This is a genomic window from Spirosoma endbachense, assembly GCF_010233585.1.
GTDB lineage: Bacteria > Bacteroidota > Bacteroidia > Cytophagales > Spirosomataceae > Spirosoma > Spirosoma endbachense.
In genome coordinates this window covers 4,810,368-4,836,911 of the sequence record NZ_CP045997.1, presented here as the reverse complement: position 1 = coordinate 4,836,911, position 26,544 = coordinate 4,810,368, and the positions used below count along the sequence as shown (strand labels likewise).

Sequence of the window (26,544 nt, the reverse complement as noted above, 5' to 3'; positions counted from 1 at the left end):
TGATTTTAAAGCTATTAGAAACTAAACTTCAGGTTCAACCCGTAGGACCTTGTCGATGGTAAACCAAACACGTCAGTCGACTGCAAAGCATTGTTCGTACTCATAGCCTGCTCTGGATCAAAAGGCGCTTTTTTGTAGAAGAAGAATAAGTTTCTGCCTACGAAAGAGATAGAAGCATCTTTAAACACTGGGTTTGCCCCTTTGCTTTTAAAGTTGTAGCCTATCACAAGCTGCCCTAACCTGACGTTTGTTCTTGAAAACACATAAGGTTCCATGATCTTATTTCTGTCTCCCACGGCAGAATAATACGTGTAAGGAGCAATGGAAGTAACAGTTGCTCCCTCTGGTGTAACTGCATTGATTGGTACTGCCCCCGCATCTCTCGCGTCTGCAGATCTTTTACTCACTCCATAAGAATCCAGAAATGCTTCTGTTTTGGAGAATGCAACACCACCGAATTTACCATTGACCAGTACGCTGGCGAAGAAGTTACGGTAACTCAGGTTATTGGTCCATCCCAGTAGCAGCTTAGGGTTCACGTTACCTACGAGAGTTTGCGTAGCTTCCTTGGTAGGGACACCATTTTTATCCAGGATGATCTGCCCTGCGTCATTGCGCGCGAACTTGTAGACATAAACATCATTGAAGGAGCCCCCCGCTTTTATGAGCGAAGCAAAGCCTTCGGTATCGGCACCTACCTGGTAGTTAGGGTTAGAAGCGATCAATTCTACAATCTTGTTGTTGTTCTGAGAAGCGTTGATCGTAGTGTTCCATCTAAAATAATCCGTACGGAAAGGTTCTGCATTAAGCGTTAGCTCAAATCCGTTGTTTTCGATCCTTCCCGCATTGACATAGTAGGTTGTATATCCTGAGCCCGAAGGCGCTGCTAATGAGAGGAACTGGCTGGTACTGACTCCGTTGTAATACGTAAAGTCAAGCCCTAACCTGTTGTTAAAGAACTTGGTTTCCAAGCCGTATTCGTTGGCTACGATTTTTTCAGGCTTCAGGTTCGTAAAGGGCACCTGCGTTGGCCTGTTGATACCCCCTATGCCAGTTGGGCCGCCTGCACCGCCGATAGAACTCAATGGAACCACCCTGTTATAAGGTACTTCGTTCGCTGTTTGTGAAAACGAAGCCCTTACTTTCAGCAATGAAATAGCCTTAGGCAAATCAAGAATCTGGCTGATAACGGCAGATCCTCCGATAGATGGGTAAAAGTAAGACTGGTTTCCGGTAAGGGCCAGGGTAGAAGCCCAGTCATTACGCCCGGCAAGGTCCAGGAACAGAAAGTCCTTGAAACCGAGAGACAAGTTGGCAAATGCACCCTGCTTGATGGTATTGCTATAATCCGGATGGCTATTGAAAATTACGTTATACGGCATGTTCGCAAATGTGTATACGTTGGGATACTGCAACGATACCGTACCATTGTTCACGGTCATTCCATCATTGTATTTGTTTTCCTGATAACTAAGTCCGGCAAGTGCATTCAAACTGAAATCGCCCAGGCTCTTGTTATAGGTAAGGATACCATCCGTGTATACGGATTGATCGGTATATCTGGCATAGGCCCATGTGCCGTTCGGGCTAACGCTTACAGAGTTACCACTGGCAGCGTAGCGCTTATCATCCAGAACATTATTATAATCGATGTTGGCCCTTACCTCGAATCTTAGGTTCTCAAGGATATCATAGGCGAGTTTCACGTTGGCAATGAGTCTCTTGTAAGACTGCCGTTTCGGATCCCTGTTGAGTTCCCAGTACGGATTGTTCTGCTTCTCTTCTGTTGAATACCAGTTCATCTTGTCCATGTTCCTGGCCTCATTGAATACCGCATAGTTATTTTTATAACTAGTAAAGTCGCGGTCCCTGGCGAACAGATACAGACCGGTCAGCGGGTTGTTATAGTAACCTGCACCCGGGCGGTTTCTGGACACTTCAGAAGACAGGATCACGCCGGAGCTAATTGTAATCCTGTCATTCAGCAGTCTGGTGCTTTGTCTGAACGAAAAGTTATTTTTCCCATAGGTATTCGTTGGCATGATACCCTTCGAAGAAATATTTGCGTAGGAAAAATAGACATTCGTATTAGCGTTCCCGCCAGTAATTGCTACCGAGTTAGTGAAGGTGGAGCCAGTCTGGAAGAAATCATTGATATAATCTTTCTGATAATTGTCAGATTTAACCTCAGGTGTCCCTACGGGAGTCCAGCTGTAATCTCCGCCCACAGTTCCATAACGATACTGAAAATCAGGAAGACCGGATACTTTTTCCAAAACCGCACTGGAATTGAAGTCCACCGACAATTTACCTTCCTTGCCCTTTTTGGTTGTGATCAGGATAACGCCGTTAGCACCCTGGCTACCATAAAGAATAGAAGCATTCGCTCCTCTCAATATGCTGATACTTTCGATATCGGCCGGGTTAATGGCAGAAAGACCATCGCCACCATCCGTTCCACCATAAGAACCTGGTTGCGCGCCTTTGTTATTGACCATAGGAATACCATCAATTACATAAAGGGCCTCACTCGATCCCTGCAAGGATTTATTCCCCCGAAGGACAGCCCTGGTGGAACCACCGGCGCCTGAGCTACTGACTTTAATGTCAATACCCGCGGCCTTGCCATTTAGGGCGTCGACGAAGTTGGTATTGGCGGCTTGCCGCAATTCGGAGCCCCCAATCTGCTGGGTTGCATAGGTTAACGCCTTCTTTTCCCGTTGGATACCCAAGGCCGTTACTACTACTTCGCCCAATTGATTTACGTCTTCAACCAGCACAACTTCTATGGTCTTTTGACTACCAACCGCAACCTCTTTCCTCAAATACCCAATCGACGAAAATACCAGGACAGCATTGTTATCAGGCACATTGATACTAAAAGCACCATCCGCATTAGTGATTGTCCCAACGGTAGCGCCTTTGAGCACAATATTTACACCTGAAATAGCTGACCCCTTTCCGTTCTTAACGGTTCCTTTGATTTCCTGAGCCAGACGACTATTAATTTGTTTTTTGTTCGAAGAAACCCGCTCTGTTTTGTCGAGGTCAACAGCCAATGCTGGCAGACCGGCAAAGTTCATGACCCCAAGAAAAATAAAAAGCCCACCACGCCCGATAGTTCGAGGGACAAGTCCTCGTAGTTGTTTTCTCATAATTAGTAAGAAAAAAAGTTAACAGTTGGAAAATAGTAATAAAATATGCCAGGATTTTGAGTTGGGAATCTGCGTCCGCCACTTCCCTAGTTGAACATTAGAACCGGTTTTGCTATGGAAATTCTGGATGCATCTGCACCTGGTTCGCTTTCAGGCCACGCAGCACAGGACTACCGCTCCCGCCCTGACTTTTTTGAGGAAACACGTTGCCCGTCTGCATTAATATTTCGGCTGGATTGGGGCTATTTTGACGGGAGGTATCTTCCTGCCCACCAGGAAGGAGCCGAAACAGAGGCTTTCTTTTCGATTCTGCCAACTTACCCTCTATTGCAACTAGCTGATTCAGTTGCAGGCTATTCTGTAAAGCGTTTGGGGCCACCGACTGCCAACTGATCGCAATCATGACCAGACTCATGTAATCTCAAGAAATACGGTTTAAAATTTTGTCTAAAAAAAGTATCCGAAAAGCGTGGCCTTTCACAGTAGATTAAATACCTCTTCGCTTGTTCCATCATCCAAGATTCAAGTGCACCAATGTGTCTGTCGGATTTAAATTCCCATCAGCAGGTTAACATCCGATAAGCGGAGCGACATCGAACGGGCAAATATTCATCAAACCGTTCACCTTCTTTGTAGCTATTGGTACAATGTTTCAGAGCTTTCGAGCTACATGCGCAGGAACCTTCGTCGGTCAGCCAAAATGTAGCAGTTAAACCCCAACACAACTGCCAACAAGCTGCTTTGAATATCTAATCCAGGTTAAATTTTTGTCTTTAATTTTGAAGAAAAATATAACTGTTAGTATATATATCAATTTATTTCGACCATCAAAAAGGAAAAAAATTTAATTAAATATAAATATATTATAAAACATTGCTTTATCTTCATGGCCAGGCTTTCCCTCAGTCATACATGGTCTCAGCATATAAAGCTATTTACATTGTATCCATCTTGTGTTTGTGTTTGATCACCGAAGGACTTACTCAGACCGCGCTGCCGGTCATTACACAATACTCTACCGATAATGGCCTGCCACAAAACAGTGTTAAAAAGATCGTATTTGATAAATGGGGGTTTTGCTGGATGGCGACTGAAATGGGGCTCGTCCGATTTGATGGTCGAAATTTTTCCGTATTCGGGACGTCTGAAATCAAAGGCTTACGGTCGGAGCGGATGCAATTGATCAATACCGATCCAAAAGGCGATGTCTACATATTGTCAGAAGGCGGCCAAATCCTGACGGTTCGTCCCAAACGGTCTTTTGGTATACCAGTTCCAGCCATCATATCCACCAAATCAATCCTACTTCCTACCCAGGGTTTCGCCAGCCTCGACTCGTCAACCTACAATATCCTCAACCAATTTTATAGAGACTACCCGGAGGGACGCCACTATAGCACATACATTACCACCAGCGGGCAGGTTTATTTGTCGGGAGCGTCTGGTGTTTTATATCTTTCAAAAAGCAAAAAAAAAATAATAGAGCTTGCCCGTTATTCAAAAAGGCATTCTCAAAAATACGCGCTTGTGAAGGGCCAAATTCTGATATCCATCAGTAATGGGAACAGCGTTGAGGCATGGGAGCATGGAATTTTGCTTAGAAGAGTACAAACGATTAGGGGCTCACTTGAAAGGGAAAAAGAATTCATCCGGGGCAATTTTATTGTCCTGATTAACCAGTCTGATTGCTTCATTTACGCCAATCGAAATTTACACGAACTAACCTTTAGCGGTAAAACTATCCTATCGGAACTGGCCATCGGGAATATAGATGTATCGACGCTGGGGACTGTATATCACGCGAAAAAGCAGAAAAAATACTATCTAGGCTCCTATACGGATGGTTTATTTGTTATCCAGAAGCCTTATTTTTCATACCCTATCCTCCCGAAAACAACGGGTGAAAGTTTTTACTCTCAGGCCAGAATAAACGATTCTACAATCTTCTGCCAAAATCTGATAGTGACACCAGGTGTCAAAACGGCCAAATTGAATTTAAATCACGAGCCCTTCGCCGGCGTTGAGGTATCGCAAAATCAACAATTATATTTTCAAAAAAGTAATCTTTCACTGGCCAGGTATGATTTCCAAATCAACAGGCTGACCAACCTTTTTCCACTCAACTACCCCGTTGTCTATCTACATCACAACAAAGCGGATGATGGATCATACTTTTTTTTCACGCAGAGAGAGTTTGGCAAAGCTATTCATGATTCATTATATGAACTCCGGACCTTCCCGCACGCTACCCAGATCAAGAGTGTAGCCCAATTGGGTAAAGGCAACTACCTTGTAGGCACGAATGACGGGTTGAAATGGTACGATAGCGATCGAAATAAAATCTATAAATCAGTTTTAGAGTCAATACAAGTACGGGCGATTCTACCGGAAAACGACTCGCTGCTTTGGATTGGCACCTATGGAAAAGGATTCTATCTACTAATGAACAACAAACTTCATAAAATGCCCTTCGGCCCAAAGCAGGCGCTCAAAACAGTGCATTCGTTTATCGATGACCGTCATGGCTTTTTCTGGCTGCCTACCAACAACGGATTATTTAAAGTTAGGAAAGCAGATTTGATCGGTTATGCGCAAAAAAAAGTGAGTAGTGTATTCTTTTTTCGTTTCGACAGATACGATGGTTTGAAGACAAACGAATTCAACGGTGGGTGCGACCCGTCTTATGTGTGGCTCAAAGATAGCCTGCTTTCTATATCCTGCCTGAAAGGATTGACCTGATTCTACCCCAACAAATTAACCGTAAATTATCCATCCAGGCCCATTTATATAGATAGTCTGGCTATCGACAACAAATTGGTTTTAATGAAGAACGGACCGATTGAGCTTCGGCCTGATTTTACCAGAATCTCGATGTTGGTATTGTCTCCATTTTTCGGAAATCCTGCCAATCTACACCTAGAATATCGGATAGACGGGCTAGACCCCAGTTGGCACCCGCTGGGAGACCGTGGGCTTTTTACGCTTAACAACCTCCCTGCTGGAGATTACAACCTACTATTTCGAAGAAGCGGTATCGATAACCCTGGCGCCACAGGCCGACTCTCCATCCCCATAAAAGTGTTGCCGTGGTTTTACAATACAATCTGGTTTAGGACTTTAACGGCTTTCCTGATATTTTTCATTTCGTATTTGATTTTCAGGCGCAGAATACGGCTGTTAAAGGCCAAATCCGAAGAACTTGAAAAAATCGTGAGTTCACGTACCCATGAGCTCAAACTGGCCGTCGAAGATCTGGCAAATTCGGAAATGGCACTGCTTGAAAGCAACCGCTTCAAAGACCTTGTCATCACCATGGTACTCCACGATATGAGATCTCCGATCCGGTTCCTTTCCCTGATGACCGGCAGACTATATAGAAATCATGCACGGATAGGCCGTGAGGACCTGCATGAGTCCTTGTCCGACATGTTTATCGGAACCCAGAACCTGCTGGGATTTACGGAGCAATTTTTCCTTTGGGTGATGACACAACAAAAAGGATTCAAGGCAAACAATACCTGGTTTTCGTTGCAAGATCTCTTCGATGAGATCGGAGGTTTATACTATGAGATCCTTAAAATAAACCACAACCAGCTTGTCATCTGCGACACCAAATTGCGCTGCCACGCCGACTATCAGGTTTTGTCCGTCATCCTTCGAAACCTGATAGACAACGCCAATAAAAACATGACAGATGGACGCGTATTTGTTTCAGCGCATTCGAGTGACGCCAAGATTACGATTTCGATTAGTGATTCGGGTCCTGGGTTGAACAAAGAGCAAATCCTGGCGTTCATGGACAGGAAAAAAGAAGTTGGTAAACAAGGTACTGGAAGCATACTCATTCACAGGATGCTGGATCACATAAAAGGTTTGCTGGACATCGCCAGTGAAGAAGGAAAAGGAAGTACGTTTTCCATCATTTTTCGAAATCCGCCAGAACCTGATCCTGTTGCGCAAGATGAGTAAGCTCGATCAGGCTTTTGACTTCCAACTTTTCAAATACCTGGTTTGACAGCTTATCGAAAGGATATTCTCGACATTATGATTACGGTATTGCAAAGAGAATCCTGGAAATTCGACTAGCCGAGAAAAGGAGCGCAGCCCAGCATCCAGTTTACCCTGGGACTATGCATCTAAGCCGAAATGCTGGTTTTGACTATGATTCTATAGTCAAAACCAGCATTTCGGCTTTATTCTCTTTTTACGATATCACCTTCAACCCATCGGCAAAGGCTTTCATCTGGTCCATTGTGCCCAGACTGACGCGGCACCAATACTGACCGTCGAATTTCCACTGGCGGATACTCACTCCCTGTTCCAGCATCCGGCCCACAAAATCTTCACCCTTCATCCGAATCGGGAACATAACGAAATTGGCGCCCGATGGTAATGGTTCGTAGCTGTGCTGTTTCAGTACGCCAAGCAAATAATCCTTTGATTCTTTGGCTTTGCCAAGTGAGAATTTGACAAAATCCTTGTCCTGCAAGCTAACCGATGCAGCCCGCAATGTAGTCATGCTGATACAGCTACCGCCAGTGGCGAATTTGCTGATCTGCTCCAGCAATTCAGGTTTGGCAACCATATAACCGGTCCGCAGACCAGCAAAACCATGCACTTTCGAGAATGTCTTGGTGATAATGACGTTGCTGCCTTTTTTCACCATATCAACCATCGAGTATGCTTTCGGATCGGGCGTATAATCGATGTAGGCTTCATCGACCAGGATTGGTGTCTTCGCTCCAACCGATTCGCAAAAAGCGCGCAGTTTGGCGGGATCAACAATGATAGCGGTTGGGTTATTCGGGTTACAGAGGTAAACCATTCCGGTTTGGCTACCTACGCGTTCGTTAAGCTTATTCAGGTTAATGTCATATCCATCGGCAGCAACGAGTGGAACACGATCCATCGTAATTCCGTGTTTTACGGCTGTACGTGGCAGAGCATCAAATGTCGGATCAGGCGCAACGATCGTACGGCCGGCATTCGGGCGGTAGGCAGCCCAAAGCGAAGCCGCTGTCAGCAACTCACCCGAACCGGCTCCTAACAGAATGTGATCTTCGGGAACGCCTTCGGTTTCTGCAACCAGTTTACGGAATTGCCGGGCATACTCCATAGCATAGAGATAGCCATCTGGAGCGGCTTCCGTAATGGTTTTGAGTGCTTTTGGCGAAGGACCATATGGGTTCTCGTTTGCAGAAAGCCGTGCCTTCAGCGTTCCTCCCTTCGGGGCTTTGTAGCCCGCAGGCATTTCGGGTTCTGGTTCACAAAAAGCAGCTGGTGCAGCAGCCAGGCTCAAACCAGATAACATACTGGCACGGAGCCAGTCACGACGATTGATTGACATAGGTGAGCGTTGGTATTAAGACAAAAGGAATGTTGAGAATAAGTACGAATAACTTAATTCATCGAGCGATTACTGCCTGTAATCCGGCGATAGGTAATCGATATAGAAAGACTGTTTTGTTGCACCAACTTTAATACAACAAATATAGGCACTTAATACGATTGTCAAATAATATTTTGAGTCAAACTCGATAAATACAAATAAAATTCTACTTAAATAGGTAAAGTCAAAATATAATCCAATATGACATAGCTATTTTTTCTGGATATAGTTCAAAAACAATCCCCTACTAGTCAATTCATCCTATATAGTTGCGTCTTTGGCTTTTTTAAGCCAATTTTGAGATAGTTTTCATCAATATTTTCTTAACCTTTTCTGCTTATGCAATCACTTATACGCAGCCTTGTACTGCTATTGGTTGGATTATCAGTGCTGGTAGAGGCTTATGCCCAGGATCGAGTGGTCACGGGTAAGGTCACATCAGCCACCGATGGCGCCGTACTGCCTGGCGCCAACATACAGGTCAAAGGCACCAGCCGGGGTACGACAACAGATGGTAATGGAAATTACAAAATTGCCGTTGGCTCAAATTCATCGCTCGTTATTAGCCTGATCGGCATGGTCAGTCAAACGGTTGAAGTGGGCTCCCGAGACCAGATCAATGTCACTTTACTTGAATCTTCCTCTGAACTGAACGAAGTCGTTGTCACAGCGCTTGGCATCAAGCAGGAGAAGCGGGCGTTAGGCTACTCGGTTGGCGAAGTCAAAGGCGCCGACATTTCCAATGCTCAGCGCGACAATTTTCTGGTAGGTATGCAGGGACGGGTAGCTGGTCTGACCATGACAACGACCTCCGGTACTCCGGGGGCTTCGGCCTCGATTCAATTACGTGGAGCCAGTTCCATTGGCGGCAACAACCAGCCACTGTTTGTTGTCGACGGTCTGCCCATCGATAACCGCACCTTCAATCAGGGAGCACTGGTGTCTAACCGCCCTAACCGCGACAATGACTACCTAAACCGGGCGGCCGATATCAATCCTAACGATATTGAAAGCATTACCGTACTGAAAGGCCCGGAGGCTGCTGCTCTGTATGGTATCGATGCCTCATCGGGTGCCATTGTTATTACGACGAAAAAAGGCGCTAAAGGCCCCGGACGCGTAACGTATGATAATCGTTTTCAGAGTACTGAAGTATACCGTTTCCCCGAAGCACAAACAACCTACGGACGCGGTACGCTCGGCTACCAGAATGCGAATGCAACAACGTATTTTGGTCCTAAATATGCGGCCGATGCACCGATCTATGACAACGTACACAGCTTTTTCAAGAAAGGGTTTACGCAGGTACACAACGTCGGCATCGAAGGCGGAAGCGATAATGCAACCTATCGGCTGTCGACGAACTACACCAACCAGTCGGGAGTAGTACCCACAACTGGCTACAAGCGCTTGTCGGTACGCTTGACCGGAACAGCTAAAATTAGCCCTAAGCTGGATGTGATGACATCGTTCAACTATGTTAACACACAGGTTGACAAGGCCATCCGGGGTAACAATGGCTTTTTGCTGGGTCTGCTGAGCTGGCCTGCCAACGACGATATAACAAACTATCTGAATCCCGACGGAACTCGCCGGATTCTACTCGGCAGCATTAACCAGCAGGAGCCCGACAATCCATTCTTCTCCGTCAATAAAAATAGGAGTGGTGATATTACGAACCGGACAATTACCAACTTCCAGCTGAACTACAATCCTACCCCCTGGCTAAGTCTGACCGGTCGGTTTGGTGCCGATATTTATTCAACCCAAAGCAACCTGTTCCTGAATCCGGAATCGTGGCAGGGAACCGACGCCACGCTCGGCGGTTTTACGACAAAGGGGTCAGTTGAAAATGCGCTTGAAAACAATCAGTTATTGAATGGCAACTTGCTGGCTACTGTAAAGAAAACCTTCGGCAAGCTGAGCACATCGCTGTTGTTAGGGACTACAATTGACGACCGCAGTTATAAAGTCACAACGGCTTACGGGGAAAAACTTTATCTGCCCGATTTCAATTCGACCAATAACACCGATCCGACTACCCAACGCAATAAATACACCCAGACCATGCAGCGGTTGCAGAGTGTACTGGGAAGTCTGACGCTGAACTACGATGAGTTGCTGATTCTAACCCTGACGGGCCGGAATGACTGGTCGTCGACACTGCCAGCCGCCAATCGGAGTTTCTTCTACCCGGCGGCCTCCCTGGCATTCAATTTCTCTGACCTGCCAGGGTTAAAAAATCGGGGCAATGTGTTCTATTACGGTAAACTGCGGGCCAGTTATGGACAAACAGGCCGCGATGCTCCGCCTTATCAGGTTAACTCAACGCTGGTTCCGCAGACATCTACCGGCGGTGGCTTTGCCTATGGCTTCTACGGCAGCAACCCAAACCTGAAACCAGAGCGGGGCGAAAGCTATGAATTAGGTACAGAGTTGATGTTTTTTGGTGGCCGGTTAGGACTCGACTTTGCTTACTACAACAAAACCCTGTCGCAGCAGATCGTGACCCAGCGTCTTAGCTACGGAACGGGCTTTATCTTCGGCCTGCTCAACGGTGGCACGTTTAACAACCGGGGCGTCGAGCTTCAATTAAAAGGGTCGCCGGTTAAGAAGGCGGATTTTGGCTGGGATGTGATTTTAAACTTTACGAAGCTGAAAACAGATGTTAAAAACCTGCCAGCAGATGTCCCGGAATATTATAACTCCGATACATGGGTATACCTCAATGCCCGCTCCAGTGCTTTTGTGAATAATCTCCAGTCGTATTTTCCCAGTGATAACCCGGCTTACCGGAGCTACAACTTTAACTATTACCAACGGGGAAGCGGCTCGGCAACCGCTATCGGCGGTTACAGTTATGCCCGCAACAAAAACGGGGATATTCTGGTCAATCCCGCCAATGGATTGCCCATTACGAACGCTAACTTTCTGCCCATTGGCGACCGGAATCCTGATTTCAGCATTGGTTTAACTAATTCGTTCCGTTACAAATCATTGAGCCTGTCATTCCTGCTCGACATCCGCAAAGGAGGTGATGTGTTCAACGGTACGGCCATGTATCTCTGGCGCAATGGCCTGAGCAAGAAATCGCTGGATCGCGATACGCCTGTCGTATTTAAGGGTGTACTGCGTGATGGTAAAGAAGACTCGGGTACGCCAACGCCAAACACAATTCAGGTAATACCATCGCTACGTTCGACCGATTATTACAACTCGATCCCAGAGTCAGAATTTGTTGAGAAAGACATTAACTGGCTTCGTCTGCGCGATGTAACGATTAGCTATGTGCTGCCGTCGTCGGTGCTGAACAAGGGGAAGGTTTTCAAGCAGGCCAGTGTTTTCGTGAACGGTACGGATCTATTTCTACTGACGAATTACACCGGAGCTGACCCGAACGTAAATGGCACAACGGCAACCTCAGGCGGTGTCGGTGCAGCTGGTATCGACTATGGTACGCTGTCTGTTCCCCGCGGTTTATCAGCAGGTTTCCGAATTGGATTCTAGAAATGGAATGTGGAGTCGATTGTCCATTTTCTGACTGAGGTAAAGTAGAAAACCGCTGAATACCGAAAATGGCCAATACAATTCCACAGCTAAATCCGACACTATAAACGTCATAACATCAATGAAACGACTGACAATTCTCACGTTACTACTGGGCCTGCTTACGCTAAGTAGCTGTGAAAAATACCTCGATATTAACCGTGACCCTTCGAATCCGCAAATTGCAGAGGGCTACGTCTTATTGCCACCCATGTTGGGCAATCTGGCCTTTGCCGAACAATTCGACTCCCGCTTTATCGGCAAATACATCCAGAACTGGGGCGAAGCCACAGCTAATGATACGTGGGATCGGATGGGTTATAATGCGGGTTCCGATAATGCCGGTAACATCTGGCGGACGCATTACTGGAATCTTGGCGCAAACATCCAGCTCATGCTGGACGATGCCACGGCCAAACAAAAATGGGATTACAGTGGTGTCGCAAAAGCCATGTTTGCCTGGAGCTGGCAGACGACTACCGACTACCACGGCGAAATTATTCTGAAAGAAGCCTTCGAGCCAAACCGTTATGTGTTCGATTATGACACGCAGGAAGAAGTATATGCGTATGTTCAGAAGCTGGCCAATGACGCGCTGACCGATCTTAACCGTACCGATGGCAATGTGTCGCAGGCATCACTGGCGCGGGGCGATCTGACCTATGGTGGCGATCGCAGCAAATGGATCAAGTTCGTTTATGGTGTATTGGCTCGTAATGCCAACCACATCAGCAACAAAAGCACATACAAACCCGACGCCGTCATTGACTTCTGTAATAAGTCGCTGGCCAGCAATGCCGACAACTTCAACGTCCCATTTACAGCAGGTGGCAATTCGGCTCTGGCAAACTTTTTTGGTCCTTCCCGAAGCAATCTGGGTACCTATCGGCAAACGGATTTTCTGGTGAGCCTGCTGGATGGCCGTGTTTTTAAAGGGGTTGTCGATCCACGTCAACCCATTTTGACGACTGCATCTCCCGATGGTGTTTATCGCGGTGTTACGCCAACGCAGGGCGACCCCAACAACCTGAATGGCAATACCAAACGCATTCCAACCTTCTGGGGCGAATTACCGAACCTGGTCGTAGCAGGCACCACGCCGGGTAAGTACGTTTACAAAGACGGTGCGCCATTTCCAATCCTGACGTACTCCGAAATCCAATTCATTAAGGCAGAAGCCGCGTTTATAAAAGGCGATAAGGCGATGGCACTGAGTGCTTATCAGGCCGGAATTGGGGCTGCCCTCGACTATGCTGGTGTGGCTGCGGCCGATAAGGCAAAATACCTGGCCAGTGCAGCGGTAGCACAATCGGCATCCGATCTGAAAATCAGCGACATCATGCTGCAGAAATACCTCGCCTTAGTCGGGCATGGTATCATCGAAACCTGGGTCGATATGCGCCGTTATCGCTATGCACCAACTGTTTACACCGGTTTCACACCGCCATCAACAGAGCAGCTTTTCCCTGATAACAACGGAAAAATTGCCTATCGGGTACGGCCGCGTTACAATTCAGAGTATGTCTGGAACCGGGCATCGCTGGACAAATACGGCGGAAACGCACTTGATTATCACACCGTTGAACCGTGGTTTATCCAGAAATAAATTGGGTGGTGTCGATTTTCTGGAATCGACACCTGCTTAAGCAAACTAAGACAGGTACTAATAAAAGCCGATACCACGTCAACATGAAACATATTCTAAAATCAATATTGCTCTTTAGCACAGGCCTGCTATTGCTCGCGTGTGGCGATGAAGCTAATTTTTTGGATTCAGTAGCTCCCTCAGCAGGTGCCCGGGTGAAATTTTATAACCTGGCCCCCGACGTGACAGGAGTCGATATTTACGTAAACGATCAAAAATTTTCGGGCGTAAATACCGTACCACCAGCCACGTCGCTTCCACTGAGTTACACAAACTCATTTCCAAGTCTGGACTACGCTCGCGTAACCCCTGGCACCGCTAAAGTGAAAATTGTAGCACCTGCCAGCACCACTGCCAGTTCGGATGCAACATTGGCTACAACCGACCTTACGACTCAGGCCGATACATATACATCGGTGTTCTTCTACGGTAATGCCCCAACTTACAGCAGCCTGGTTCTGACCGATAACCTCACGGCAGCCGATCCAACTAAAGCCTACGTTCGCTTTATCAATTTGGTTTCGGGTGCCGATGCGAGTGCCACGTATGACCTTGCCATAAACGGTGTTGTTGTGGCAACCGGCATAGCGCCATTGAAAGGAGTCGCTACGTTCACGTCTATTCCGGCCATTGCCTATAATACCACTGCCGTTCCTGTTCAGCTTCGGACAGCAGGTACAACGACGGTTGTCGGTGCGGCAACGACTTTACAGCCATACGCTGGCCGATTCTACACATTTATCGCCAGAGGAAATGTTGGCGGAACAGGCGCGAGAGCAGTCGGCATAACGGCATCTACGAACCGTTAATCGTCCAGTAAACTTTCCAGGGTCTTCATGTAGATATGCATGAAGACCTTTTTTTATGCTGCCGTTTTCCTGATACTGTCCCATTTTCTGGCTATCCCTACTGATTCAACCAGAACGAATTCGATATCATTTTACTTCTCGTAGCTGGGTCATGTGGGTAGCGATTGGTTACAATCGTTAGTGCCCACTATATCATCGTATCAGAAATTGAGTAATCGGGCAATCCTGGTGGTCAATTATGTCGTAAGTACCACACGGGAAGTTGTATCCTTTAGCGCGTGGTTATTTCTGGGTAGTAAACAATCATGAGATCATCCGACTTTTGGCGAAGCTTTCTAGTAACTAAAGGGCAGTCCCGAATTGCGGTATATAGGTGAAACCTGTTAATTGATTATGATGCTTAGCGTTATAATACCAACACTTAACGAAGCCAATAACATCGGGCAACTGGTGCGCGACATTAAAACGTATGGCGGTCAGTATGTAATTGATGTGCTCGTCGTTGACGGAGGCAGCTCCGATCAGACCATAGAACGAGCGAAACAGGCAGGGGCCAGCGTTGTTGTTTCACCCCGGCCCGGACGCGCCTATCAGATGAATTATGGAGCCCAACTCACTACGGGCGATATACTTTATTTTGTCCATGCCGATATAAAAATCCACCCTGATTTTGTGGCCGATATTACTAATTCACTGGCAGATGGGAATGAGGCTGGGTGCTATCGGTTTCGTTTTGCGTCGTCTCATCCTTTATTACGGCTGAACAGTTATGGCACTCGCTTTCCAGGACTAATGAGTCGCGGGGGCGATCAAACGTTGTTCATTACACGGCCACTTTTTGACAAATTGGGTGGGTTTCGCGAACGCTACGTTGTCATGGAAGACTTTGATATTATTGCCCGTATACGGTCTATTGCCCGATTTTGCATTATTCCCAAGGATGTTATTGTCTCGGCCCGCAAGTATGAAGCGAACAGTTGGTTGCGTGTCCAGATAGCTAACCTAACCGCATTTTCACTATTTTTTATGGATGTGTCGCCAATGCGAATTGCCCGCACGTATAAACGGATGCTGAAAAATGTATAGAAAATGAAGTAGAACAGAAACAGTTTGTGCCCTGCACTTTAGATCATGCATTGATAAGCGTATGAAAACAGTTTTACTGACGGGCGCTAACGGTTTTCTGGGTGGACATTTATGCCGGGAATTACTCCAGCGTGGTTATGCCGTCCGGGCGTTTGTTCGTCCAGGAAGTGACAACCGCGCGCTCGACGGATTACCATTAGATATCTGGACGGGCGATCTTCGTGAACCAGCGAATGTACGGGCTGCTACTTATGGTTGTGATTATGTTATTCATGCTGGTGCTTTGGCGCAGGTTAATCCAGCCCGTTCACGAACAGTTGTCGATAGTAACATTGGCGGTACGGCAGCCGTTTTAGCCGCTGCCGTGCAGGCCGATATTGAACGGCTGGTCTTTATAGGAACGGCCAATGTCTTCGGATTTGGTCCCAGGAATAATCCCGGCGATGAAACACTACCTTATATGGGAGCTCGCTATGGCCTGGATTATATGGATAGCAAACGAGCAGCAACCGATCTGGTCCTTCAGGCGGTTCAAAGCGATGCACTTCCGGCAGTACTCGTCCATCCGACATTTATGATTGGCCCTCTTGACTACAAAATCACATCAAATTCGCTGCTCCTGGCTCTTTATCGACGGCAAGTGGCAGGCATTCCGGTTGGCGGAAAAAATTACGTTCATGTCGCTGATGTCGCCACCGCAACGGTGAATGCCTTAACAATGGGGGCCGTTGGCGAATCGTATATTCTGGGCAATGAGAATTTGAGCTATCGCGATTTCTTTTCGCTTGTGGCCGATGTATCAAAAATAAACAAACCTGCCTTCTCTATTCCTCCCATACTGACTACATTAATTGGCCAGTTTAGTGAAGTACAGCATCGGTTACTTGGGCATCCAACCCGTCTTAATTCAGCGATGGCGATGGTCGCCAATGACGGCCACTATTTCCGTGTAAAAAAAGCAATTGATACACTCAACTTACCCCAGACTCCAATCCGGGTCGCTGTTAAGCAGGCTTTTGACTGGTTCCGAGCCCATAATTACCTCTAAACGGTTGAACATTGCCACTAACCCACCCTATCATCTCTGAGCAGCAGAAACTCAAAAAAAGTAGCTCTGGGGCATCCGCTCTTTTTGCCGCGAAAGTAGCAATAGTCACCGGTTCCGAATCAGGAATTGGTCGTGCCACAGCCCGTGCACTCTGCCAGCAAGGGGCTAGTGTGATGCTAAATGGCCTGCATCCTGAACGACTGGAACAAACCCGAATTGACCTTCAACGGGAAGGGCATCAGGTGGTTAGTTGCCTGGCAGACGTGACTGATTTCGCCCAGTGTGAATTACTGATTTCGACGACCGTAAAGGCATTTGGCCATATTGATATCCTTGTTACGAATGCGAGCATATCGATGCGAGCCTATTTTGTAGATCTCGCACCGGGTATTTTTCAACGTGTATTAGACAGCAATGTCTATGGCTCGGTCTATCCGCTTCAAGCCGCACTCCCCTACCTTATCCAGTCTGCCGGAAGTGTCACATTCATTTCGAGTATCTCGGCGCTGAATGGAATGCCTAGCGGTTCAGCCTATTGTGCCGGTAAAGCCGCACTTGTCAATCTGGCGCATACGCTACAGCTCGAGCTTCATCCCACGGGCATTCATTTTGGTGTGGTTCACATTGGTTTTACCGAGAATGACCCCGACAAACGGGTACTCGACGGCAATGGCAACCCCGTGCCCATTGCTTATCGAAATCCACGCTGGCAAATGACCCAGGCTGAAGTAGCCCAGGCCCTGTTAAAGCATATTCGTCGACGACGAAAAAAAACGATTCTCTCGCCCGCGGGTAAACTCAATTACTTCATGAATCGGTATTTTCCACGCCTGGCCGATCGTATTGTTCTATGGACAATGAAAAACTGGGCGCGCTTCTATGAATAAAGCGTTACCGCTTCACGAATCGTTGACGCAAGACACGGTTATCTGTTGTTCGGACTTCCAGTATATAGATTCCGGCTGGCAATGCCGACACGTCAAGCTGATTTATTGCACTCGTTGACTGGCTTACGTGGTGGCCCTGCATTGTATATACCATGACCTGCGCGATTTTGGCACTGCTGTTGATACGAATAGTCAAATCACGATCAGCAGGATTAGGCGACAGGCTGAGTTCATCGCCGGTTAAAGTAGCTTCATTAAGAACAGCTATTAGTTTAGAGTAGCTTGTTTTACCATCAAGGTCGACCTGTTTCAGTCGGTAATAGTTCCAGCCAGCCATAGGCACTTCATCGGTGAAGGAATACTGCTGCTTTGCATCACTTGTGCCTTTTCCCTCGACACGGCCAATCAGTTGAAACGACTCAATATCAGCACTACGCTCAATATCAAAATGTGCATTATCATGTTCTAATGACGTTGCCCAGGTAATTGCCACTGTTTTTGACTCTGTATAGCGGGCATTGAAGCCGGAGTAAGTGACGGGGAGGGGAATATCTGTGCCCTGTACAGTTACCATGTCGAAGCGATAAGTACCGCTTGTACTATATGCACCACTAACGCCTTCATAAGCAGTTCCGCCACTACCACTCATTGTCGAAACGACACGAAAACGAGCATTAGCATTGTTATTTAGTGCCGTAATTGATGAGAAATCATACGTGTTACCATTAACCCAGGTAGTAGCAGACCCTATTGTAAGGGTGCTAAAGTCGACAAAGCTAACCCCTCCATTTATGGAGTACTGGATCGTGGCCAATTTTGCGGCTGATGCACTCAGGCGAAGGTCAAACGAAAGTTTTATGTTCTGCTTGCCAGCCGTTGATACTCGTATCTCGAGGCCTGCGCTTTTGTTGTTTGTTCCCGGTGCAGGAAAGGATGCCAGGTTATCCCCGGAATTTAGAAGTAATGCGGGATCAGAGCTTCCTGCTCCACTGTTAAATGCCGTTGTAGTTCCGCCAACATTGACTACGGTACCCGTTCCTACAGAAGGCGTTGTCGTCCCAAGCCCAAGCAGTCCGTTAAAGTTCCATTGGGTGATTATCTGTGCCTGTACAGCCAGCGTTAAAAACGAAAAAATGATTACTAGATAAAAATGCTTCATAGAACAAACAATAGTTTATAAACTAATTAAAGTCAAATGTATAAAAATATATATTATCTTACTCATATCAAGATTATTTTTTGTAAAAAATAATTAATTATTAGGCACAAAAAAAGCTCCTGACGTTGAAGTCAGGAGCTTTCAATCTCTATTCTGCTTGTAGCAAAAACTAAGCTACAGTTTCCAGTTCTCTGTTCACTTTACGACTACGTGAACGATCAGCCGGTTTTAAGCGAAGCAGAATGCGTTCTTTAATGCGCATCCAGCGTTCATATAATTTAGATTCTTTCAGAAAATTCCACTTTTCTGTTTTCTCTTCCTGCTTATGCTCTTCCGGATCATAAAGCATACCGGTACAGAGACAATGCTTGCGGTTAGTGCGGGTCAGAATATCGAAATTAGCGCAAGTCTGACATCCTTTCCAGAATGCCTCATCACCTGGCAACTCACTAAGTGTCACGGGTTGGTATCCTAGATCAGAGTTGATTTTCATCACGGCCAGACTAGTCGTAATACCAATAATCTTGGCATCCGGAAACATTGTCCGGGAAAGTTCGAAGGCTTTCCCTTTGATCCGTGTAGCGATACCACTCTTGCGATGTTCAGGATGAACAATCAGACCGGAGTTCGCCACGAATTTACCGTGCTCCCATGTCTCGATGTAGCAAAACCCAACCCAATCACCCGAAAGGGTCATGGCAATAATGGCTTTACCTTCGAGCATTTTCTCCATAACGTAAATGGGTGAACGCTTGGCGATACCGGTTCCCCGGGCTTTCGCGCTCTCTTCCATTTCATGGCAGATTGTTTCAGCTAACCGCAGATGATTTTCATTGGCGACCTGAACAATGTATTGATCGTTTACTATTTCTGGCGTAATCATCGTCGTTAATAAGGCGGTTAGTTAACCGCAAACGGAGACGGCGTAATCCGTGCTGTTTGTTAAGATGAAAAATTGAGAAAAAGGCGGAAAACGTTTACCACATAGGCAAACAAAATGAAATGGTCCTTTCGGACCTAAACCGAAATGGCGTAGTATGGAAGAAGGTCGGTATGTATACGAGCTTAGCCATCGGTTTTTCGCTGAAAACGCGGACAATGTTAGAGAGATTATCCGGGTCTTGCAATAGAATAACGGTTTTTTTTTAAGATAGTTCGGCAACGGTCAAAACATTATCATTAATTGCTGTTCATACGCATCGCTCCACGAATTTCTGTCTGTTAATCAGCTTCATTTACTTATTATCGTAGCCCAAAAACTTTTATTAACTTACGTTCTAAGGCTTATTAACCCTTTCGACACGCTGGCCAACTTTAAGCGAAGGCTTTCTATTCTTCAATCTTACTGATTCCTTTACAAAGGTGTAGTGTAGCAAAAAACGGACCTATCCTCACTTTAGTATAAAGGAATGGTAAAATTGACCTGATCGCCGTACTTGATTATGGAGGTAACCACCTGTTTGACGATCTGAATCACACCAACGGTGGGACTCCTCGTGCTAGTATAGATGCGATTCGTGACTACTTTAGGAATAATAAGCTTCCGATTATGCCGATTACACGTCTACAGCATGAGTTACTGTATACTGGTTTAACCAGTGTTTTTGGTGAATTTGATGATCGCTTTTTTGCTTTAATTGAGCCTAAACTTCAGTGGGTCGAGATGAGCGGGGGCGATGTGCTCTTTAATCAAAATGATCCCGGTGATGCCATGTATTTTGTGAGTAGCGGACGATTACAGGTTTTCGTGGACGATAGCGATGGAAACCCCAGGCGAATCGGCGAAGTCATGCGGGGTGGAATCGTGGGCGAAATGAGTATTCTGGCCAATGAGCCTCATTGGGCTACCGTCATTGCCTTACGCGATAGTGTCCTGATAAAGCTCTCGAAAGAGGTTTTTGAGCTACTCATCGCGGCCTATCCAAAGGTGGCGATGAACCTGAGCAAACGAATAATTGAGCGGCTTAAGTTCGCTCATCTTCCGCAGAAATCCATTAAGAAACGGGCCAATATCTGTCTGCTTGCCCTTCATGAACATATTGATCTGGAGAAAATAGGCCATGCTTTAGGTCAGGTACTCCAGCAGAAAAGTACCGTTTACATTGCATCCAGTAAACTGGCGAATCAGCTATTTCAGAACGATATAGCCCAGACGGCTAAAATTGACTGCGAAGAAAACTGGCAACTTTCCAACTGGCTCGATGAACAGGAATTGCAGCATGATTTTTTGATTTTGCTGGCCGACAAACCGGCGCATCATGAACCTTATAGCGAGTGGACACGGCGGTGTTTACGTGAGGCTGATGAAATCGTGCTGATTGCCGATGCCCAGCAATCTCCCCAATTGACCGATGCCGAAAAATACCACCAGCCGGGGCGCTTGGTAACTGACCCCATGCAGACACTGGTGCTGGTACACCCCGCCAATACGGTTACTCCCCGCCATACCGCCGACTGGTTGCATCACCGGCCACTGGTAAAACAGCATTATCATATTCGGCAGGGGTTATCCCGTGATATAAGTCGTCTGGCCCGACTGCTTAGCGGAACGGCCATCGGACTTGTCCTGGCTGGGGGTGGCGCTAAGGGGTTTGCGCATCTGGGCGTATTAAAAGCCCTTCAGGAGTTCAATATTCCGGTTGATTTTGTGGGCGGTACCAGTGTAGGTGGTCTTCTGGCAGCTTCCGTCTCGTTCGATCAACCGCTGGATATTATGCGGCAGCATTTGAAAAAAGCAGCATTTTTTAATCCAACCAAAGATTATAACTGGCTACCGTTGATTTCGCTTATCCGCGGGAAACGAATCGACCAGATGATTCAGGATACGGTCAGGGCTTTTATCGGACATTCAGAAGCGAATATTGAAGATATGTGGCTGACCTTGTTTACGGTATCGAGTAATTACACCCTGGCTCGCGAAGAGATCCACTCGCGGGGGCCACTGGTAAAATACCTGAAAGCGACGACAGCTATTCCGGGCGTATTTCCCCCGGTTATCGATGGCGACAATCTGCTGGTCGATGGTGGGATGTTCAATAATTTTCCGGTAGATGTCATGAGCCGAATGCCGGTCGGCAAAGTGATTGGCGTTGATTTGAGCATCGATAAACTCCATAAGATGACTATCGATACCATACCAAGCCCAACTGAACTGTTGCGCGACCGGCTCCGTCCCAAAAAGCTGCGAAAATACCGGCTTCCTTCGTTACTCGCGATTATGCTCAATGCCACACTATTGAGTAGTGCCGCCCGACGCAACGAAACCAAACAGCACCTGGATCTTTACTTTAATCCCGATGTAACTCAATTTGGGCTGATGCAGTGGGCTTCGTTCGATAATGTAGTAGATATGGGTTATGAGCACGCCAAACGCATATTACTGCAAATGACCGAAGCTGAACGGGAGGCTTTTCGGGGATAAATTCGTCCTTATGTCCTGTCGGTCCTGATACATAAAGACGACGAATACAAGTCTCCAGTCAGTAGCTAAAGGTCGGCGATACGGTTCGGCTGGCGGCCGGTTCGGCAAAAGCATCAGATTGCTGCCCATAGAGCTACTGATTTAACTTACTGTAAATCAGAAGCAATAAATCTACCTTCACAACCTGCCAGCCATTCATCTTTAGATAAATCGTACTACTGTTACCGGAACCAGGTGATTCAACTTTCAGATTTGGTAAGTAGCTTGCAGTACTACCGGCCGTACTGTTATGCTACATCTCCGTAAATCCCTTTTCCGTATCCTCGAGACCTCGGCTGGCAAGCGTCGGGGAATCAGTTTGATCTTCAACCTGCTGCTGATTACCATTATTACGCTAAACGCACTTGCGATCGTACTTCATACTGTTCCGGAATATAATCAGCGTTTTGCCCGATTATTTTACGATTTTGAAGTGTTTTCAGTCGGGTTCTTTACCGTCGAATATTTGTTGCGCATATGGGTCTGCGTCGAGAATGAGAAGTATCATCATTGGTTCTGGGGACGGCTGCGCTACATTTTCTCTACCGCAGCCCTCATCGACTTTCTGGCCATTTTCCCCTTCTACTTTACCTTATTTGCCACTGATCTTGCCATCGTGCGGATTCTGCGGTTATTCCGAATTTTTCGTCTGTTTCGTATCTCGCGCTATTCCCACGCCTTCCGCATGATACAGAGCGTTGTCAATGACAAAAAAGAAGAACTGATCTTGAGCACAATACTTGTCATTTTCATGCTGATCATTGTCTCCAGTGTCATGTATTATGTCGAACATTCGGCCCAGCCCGACAAGTTTTCGAGCATTCCGGCTACCATGTGGTGGGGTGTTACGGCGATGACAACGGTTGGTTACGGTGATATTCATCCAATAACCCCGCTTGGAAAATTGCTGGGTGGTATTGCGGCTATTGTCGGAATTGGACTGTTTGCTTTACCAACCGGTATTTTAGTATCAGGTTTCAATGAACATATCCGTGTTCAGAAGAAACCAAGAATAACCTACTGCCCTCATTGTGGAAAAGAGATCGTCAATCATTAATCGATGGCAGAATAGCCAGTTTCGTAGACCGCAAAACAGGGATTTCATACTATTTCTGTCCTATTTTGATGATCGGATGACAGGCCTGCAAAAATCACGTTCATAGTACCAGAGGCCCTATTCTGGGTCATCTGCCATGAATAAAACAACGCTTGCCGACAGAGAATAATCGAGCAAACAGGGCCATCTGACCCAATCTCTCGTTTGAAATCCGGCCTGACCTTGCTAACTTTGAGTATGGAAAATTTCGTGGTCTCGGCCCGCAAGTACCGTCCTGCCACCTTCGACACCGTCGTAGGACAGGAGCACATTACCACCACACTTAAAAACGCCATCAAGACCAATCACTTAGCGTCGGCGTTTCTATTCTGTGGGCCGCGTGGAGTCGGCAAGACAACCTGCGCCCGTATTCTGGCCAAGACAATTAATTGCCAAAATCTAACTGCCGAGGGTGAAGCCTGCGATACCTGCGAGTCATGCGTGAGCTTCAACCAAAGTGCGTCGTTCAATATTCACGAACTGGATGCGGCTTCGAATAACTCCGTTGAAGACATTCGTAATCTGATCGATCAGGTTCGTTATCCGCCCCAGTCGGGTAAGTATAAGATTTACATCATTGACGAGGTGCACATGCTCTCGTCGGCGGCTTTTAATGCCTTTTTGAAAACACTGGAGGAACCCCCCTCCTACGCTATTTTCATTCTGGCAACGACCGAAAAGCACAAAATTCTGCCGACAATTCTGTCACGATGCCAGATTTTCGACTTTAACCGAATTCAGCCGCAGCATATCGCCAGCCACCTTGCCCAAATCGCCGAAAAAGAAGGCATCGTGGCAGAAAGTGAAGCGCTTGACCTGATCGCACAAAAAGCCGATGGTGGTCTTCGCGATGCGCTGTCGATGTTCGATCTGAATGTCACGTTCGCTGCCGACCGAATCATCCGGTATAAGGAGGTGCTGGATAATCTGCACATCCTCGATTACGACTACTATTTCAAACTGACCGATCTGCTGCTGTCGGGTAATCTACCGCAGAGTCTGCTTACGGCAGACGAAATACTGCGCAAAGGGTTTGATGGTCACCAGTTTGTGGTTGGTTTATGCCGCCACTTCCGCGATTTGCTGGTTTGTAAGGATGCGGCAACCGTTCAGTTACTGCAAGTGACCGAGAACGTTCGACGGCAATACCTCGACCAGTCGGCACGGGCCCCTATGTCATTTTTGCTGTCGGCGCTGAGCCTGGGCGGGCAGTGTGATATGAATTACAAACAAGCCAAAGACCAACGGTTACATACCGAACTTTGGCTGATGAAACTGGCCAATCTGCGTAACCTGCTCAACTGGGACGCCGTACCTGAGTTACCGCACAATGGCTCACTAGCCAGCGAACGTTCTACTGCCGATCAGCCGGCAGATGAAAAAAAAAACAGCGATCCAATTCACGAACAGCCCATTCAGTCAGCAGCTAGTATCGGCCAACTGATCGAGCAGCACCCAATTACCAGCGAACCCATTAATGGTTACAGGACTGCCCCGCCAACAAACGGCACCAATGGAACTGCATCTACAGGTAGCCATACAAACGGGAATACAGCCGCAGGAAATGCATCAACTACCGATACGGCTACCCTGCCAAACCCTTCTACAATAAAGCCAAAGATTGCTCCGCCAACACGCCCGGCCACGAGCCGTCTTCGGTCAACAGTTGCGCTTACTACCGGGCCTGTTCAGCCTGCGGCAGAAACGGCAGAAGAAGTTGTTGTAGCCGCACCCAGTCGGCCAGATAAACCATTCAGTCTGGAGGAGTTACAGGATTCCTGGCTAACATTTGCCAAAATCCGGCACAGCCAGAATGATTCCGCTACGGAACAGTTGGTATTGAATCGGACGATAACGCTCGATGGCACTACTATTCATATAACGCTGGACAACACGTTGCAGGTCGGCTACCTCACCGAACTAAAGCCCGAATTGCTTGGCTACCTGCGCACCGAACTACAGAATAGCAGGATCCAGGTTGAACACACAGTGATGGTTCAGGAGGTTAAGAAGATGATTTACAGTTCGCAGGACAAATTTAATTACCTCGCCGAAAAAAATCCGGCCCTGCATGAACTCAGAAAAGTGTTGAATCTGGAGGTTGATTATTAATCCAAACCGGGATTTAACTGATTCTAAGATTTACAGGAGTTTGTTAGTCTCTTTCCTGAATACGTGAATAAAGCTAAATCCGATTAATCCTAAAATCACTTAAATCCCGGTTCAGACAGGCTAAACGCTTCTGCTGGATTATCGACCAGAATCTGTTTCCAGTCGTTTTTCGTGAATCCCTGTTTATTCAGGGTAGGCATAAGCCGTTTAAACAGGACTGTATAATCCCGGTCAATGGAGCCTCCATCTGGTTTCGCAGGATCATACCAGCCCGCATCGTGCGAAAGGAGCGTCCGGTGAAGAAATCGGTTTTCTTTCATCAGCAATAGTGTTTCGGCATATTTATCCACATTGCTGTTGTCTAAACCGTCCAGGCTAACCCAGGCACCTTCCCGAACAAAACGGGCGTAATGAACTGAATTACTGCCCTGCGCATGAACCCACACAAATGCATCAGGCCGAACACCTTCCTTTTTCAGGATAGCTAACTCCTCAAAAGCGGGGACGTAAGGACCTGTATGCGAGCAGATGGTCAGACCTGTACGTTTGTGCGTACGGGCAGCCGCCATGACGAGCTTCCGGTGAAGTTCCGACAATGATCCGGGGTTAACGCCGATTTTGATAAACCCCGGCCGAACACCTGTCCCGTCAATCCCCCTCTCAAAATCAGCGACCCAGCGTTCGGCCAGTTGGTCGGCGGTTTCGGTTAGGCCATGAGCCGGTAAAAATTTATTATCGGACGCTCCATAATAACCCGTATTCGTCAGTATCCGGACGCCCGACTGCTGTGACAGCTGTTTTAATAAAAGTGGATCTTTACCCAGGAAAGATGGGGTACAATCCAGTATGGTCTGACAACCCAACTGTTTCAACTCCGTCAGATGAGGTAGCATTTTTGCAACGACCTCACTTCGATTCCAGCGATCCGGACTAATCCTGTCCGCGCCAATAAAGTCTACCAGCACGTGTTCATGAATGAGTGTCAGACCCATAGCCGATGCCGATAACGGTCCCGTTACGGTCTGAACCATCCGTTTGGGTTTGCGAACAAACAACAGGCCAGCCAGCGAGCTTTGCAAAAACGAACGACGAGAGTACATGGTCTAACAGTGAAAGACAATCAATACAGGGTCAGTCATAAAGTGTAAAGCC

At 47.0% G+C, this 26,544-nt stretch carries 17 protein-coding genes; 11 read left to right on the top strand and 6 right to left on the bottom strand.

Going from position 1 to position 26,544, the window contains the following annotated elements; genetic code table 11:
- Positions 1–14: 14 nt before the first annotated feature.
- Both GJR95_RS19500 and GJR95_RS19495 read right to left on the bottom strand, forming a co-directional pair.
- On the bottom strand, positions 15–3,155 hold the full coding sequence (locus tag GJR95_RS19500) for a SusC/RagA family TonB-linked outer membrane protein (RefSeq protein ID WP_232541245.1): 3,141 nt from the start codon (positions 3,153–3,155) through the stop codon (positions 15–17).
- A gap of 112 nt (positions 3,156–3,267) precedes the next feature.
- Positions 3,268–3,570, bottom strand: coding sequence for a hypothetical protein (locus GJR95_RS19495; RefSeq protein ID WP_162387455.1), 303 nt, complete (start codon positions 3,568–3,570; stop codon positions 3,268–3,270).
- A 497-nt stretch (positions 3,571–4,067) separates the two neighbouring features.
- On the opposite strand from GJR95_RS19495, the gene GJR95_RS19490 reads away from it, so the two are divergent.
- Positions 4,068–5,894, top strand: coding sequence for a ligand-binding sensor domain-containing protein (locus GJR95_RS19490; RefSeq protein WP_162387454.1), 1,827 nt, complete (start codon positions 4,068–4,070; stop codon positions 5,892–5,894).
- A gap of 84 nt (positions 5,895–5,978) precedes the next feature.
- Complete coding sequence (locus tag GJR95_RS19485) at positions 5,979–7,124, top strand: sensor histidine kinase (RefSeq protein ID WP_162387453.1); 1,146 nt, start codon at positions 5,979–5,981, stop codon at positions 7,122–7,124.
- Between the two features lie 235 nt (positions 7,125–7,359).
- Here GJR95_RS19485 and GJR95_RS19480 read toward each other — a convergent pair whose 3' ends face one another.
- Positions 7,360–8,502: a pyridoxal phosphate-dependent aminotransferase gene (locus GJR95_RS19480; RefSeq protein WP_162387452.1), complete on the bottom strand. Its 1,143-nt coding sequence runs from the start codon at positions 8,500–8,502 to the stop codon at positions 7,360–7,362.
- A gap of 381 nt (positions 8,503–8,883) precedes the next feature.
- Here GJR95_RS19480 and GJR95_RS19475 point away from each other — a divergent pair, with 381 nt between their 5' ends.
- The 6 genes from GJR95_RS19475 to GJR95_RS19450 all read left to right on the top strand — a co-directional run bounded on the left by GJR95_RS19475 (position 8,884) and on the right by GJR95_RS19450 (position 17,565).
- Positions 8,884–12,051, top strand: coding sequence for a SusC/RagA family TonB-linked outer membrane protein (locus tag GJR95_RS19475; protein ID WP_162387451.1), 3,168 nt, complete (start codon positions 8,884–8,886; stop codon positions 12,049–12,051).
- Positions 12,052–12,172: 121 nt separating this feature from the next.
- Positions 12,173–13,696: a SusD/RagB family nutrient-binding outer membrane lipoprotein gene (locus tag GJR95_RS19470; protein WP_162387450.1), complete on the top strand. Its 1,524-nt coding sequence runs from the start codon at positions 12,173–12,175 to the stop codon at positions 13,694–13,696.
- Positions 13,697–13,779: 83 nt separating this feature from the next.
- Positions 13,780–14,544: a DUF4397 domain-containing protein gene (locus tag GJR95_RS19465; protein ID WP_162387449.1), complete on the top strand. Its 765-nt coding sequence runs from the start codon at positions 13,780–13,782 to the stop codon at positions 14,542–14,544.
- Positions 14,545–14,937: 393 nt separating this feature from the next.
- Entirely contained in the window at positions 14,938–15,630 is a 693-nt protein-coding gene (locus GJR95_RS19460) for a TIGR04283 family arsenosugar biosynthesis glycosyltransferase (protein WP_162387448.1), read from the top strand.
- A 61-nt stretch (positions 15,631–15,691) separates the two neighbouring features.
- Positions 15,692–16,678, top strand: a complete 987-nt coding sequence (locus tag GJR95_RS19455; RefSeq protein ID WP_162387447.1) for an NAD-dependent epimerase/dehydratase family protein — start codon at positions 15,692–15,694, stop codon at positions 16,676–16,678.
- 11 nt (positions 16,679–16,689) lie between these two features.
- Positions 16,690–17,565, top strand: a complete 876-nt coding sequence (locus GJR95_RS19450) for an SDR family oxidoreductase (RefSeq protein WP_162387446.1) — start codon at positions 16,690–16,692, stop codon at positions 17,563–17,565.
- 4 nt (positions 17,566–17,569) lie between these two features.
- Here the strand turns inward: GJR95_RS19450 and GJR95_RS19445 are convergent, their stop codons facing one another.
- Both GJR95_RS19445 and GJR95_RS19440 read right to left on the bottom strand, forming a co-directional pair.
- Positions 17,570–18,724 (bottom strand): T9SS type A sorting domain-containing protein, encoded by a 1,155-nt coding sequence (locus GJR95_RS19445; RefSeq protein ID WP_162387445.1) that lies wholly within the window; start codon positions 18,722–18,724, stop codon positions 17,570–17,572.
- Between the two features lie 169 nt (positions 18,725–18,893).
- Complete coding sequence (locus tag GJR95_RS19440; protein WP_162387444.1) at positions 18,894–19,607, bottom strand: GNAT family N-acetyltransferase; 714 nt, start codon at positions 19,605–19,607, stop codon at positions 18,894–18,896.
- A 666-nt stretch (positions 19,608–20,273) separates the two neighbouring features.
- On the opposite strand from GJR95_RS19440, the gene GJR95_RS19435 reads away from it, so the two are divergent.
- The 3 genes from GJR95_RS19435 (at position 20,274) to GJR95_RS19425 (ending at position 25,392) form a co-directional block, all read left to right on the top strand.
- The gene (locus GJR95_RS19435) at positions 20,274–22,145 is read left to right on the top strand and encodes a patatin-like phospholipase family protein (protein ID WP_162387443.1); all 1,872 of its coding nucleotides are present in this window, start codon (positions 20,274–20,276) and stop codon (positions 22,143–22,145) included.
- Positions 22,146–22,434: 289 nt separating this feature from the next.
- Positions 22,435–23,241 (top strand): ion transporter, encoded by an 807-nt coding sequence (locus tag GJR95_RS19430; protein ID WP_162387442.1) that lies wholly within the window; start codon positions 22,435–22,437, stop codon positions 23,239–23,241.
- Between the two features lie 237 nt (positions 23,242–23,478).
- Complete coding sequence (locus tag GJR95_RS19425; protein WP_162387441.1) at positions 23,479–25,392, top strand: DNA polymerase III subunit gamma/tau; 1,914 nt, start codon at positions 23,479–23,481, stop codon at positions 25,390–25,392.
- Between the two features lie 95 nt (positions 25,393–25,487).
- On the opposite strand, the gene GJR95_RS19420 is transcribed toward GJR95_RS19425, so the two are convergent.
- Complete coding sequence (locus GJR95_RS19420; protein ID WP_162387440.1) at positions 25,488–26,492, bottom strand: phosphotriesterase family protein; 1,005 nt, start codon at positions 26,490–26,492, stop codon at positions 25,488–25,490.
- Positions 26,493–26,544: the final 52 nt, after the last annotated feature.